The organism is Ruegeria sp. AM4, from assembly GCF_056540665.1.
Genome location: NZ_JBQFXD010000044.1, coordinates 1 through 547, shown reverse-complemented (window position 1 = coordinate 547; position 547 = coordinate 1). Strand labels below are relative to the sequence as shown.

General features: G+C 54.1%; 1 protein-coding gene. It reads left to right on the top strand.

Annotated features, from left to right (window positions below):
- Positions 1 to 191: 191 nt before the first annotated feature.
- The gene (locus ACR0JA_RS23675; RefSeq protein WP_480501824.1) at positions 192 to 524 is read left to right on the top strand and encodes a hypothetical protein; all 333 of its coding nucleotides are present in this window, start codon (positions 192 to 194) and stop codon (positions 522 to 524) included.
- Positions 525 to 547: the final 23 nt, after the last annotated feature.

Genomic DNA, 547 nt, shown 5'->3' with positions numbered 1-547 from the left:
GGCCAGACCCTGCAGGGCGTTGGGGACATCTAGGGCTACGATCAGGCGGTCGTCGGACATGGGGGCGCTCCGTTTTTGGCAAACGTCTGCGTCCTAGCGGGTTTGCAAGGTTCTGTCCATGTGGGACGAGTAGGTGATTCAGGTTACGGCAGGATTTACCGGATGTGGTATAATGTGCGCGGATTGAAGGAATGGAATTCAAAGTGAAACAGTTTGCACCCGCCGTAATCATCGTATTGCTGACAGGATGTCAGGATATGCCATTGGAAACCGAGGCCGCTGACACGGTCGTAAGGACTCCCTCAAACGACAACCTGCGGCTTTTGCGGGGCTATCGTTCGACCGATGATGATTGTCAGATCACAGGTGAGACTGCGTTTACAATTGATTTTCTGGATGATGCCGCTGATCTGGTATCCTGTCCAACAGGTGGTGAACCGGCGCAATCTCTGGTCCAGATGTATGGCGCGCGAGAAGTGGCTGAAACCGGGGGATACACTGTCTATTCAGTTCCGCGCAGGTAGGGCGGAAATAGCGTTTCGACCTC

Excerpts from the sequence above, each read along its gene's own strand:
- ACR0JA_RS23675 (WP_480501824.1), top strand. The coding sequence starts at position 192 with ATGGAATTCAAAGTGAAACAGTTTGCACCCGCCGTAATCATCGTATTG.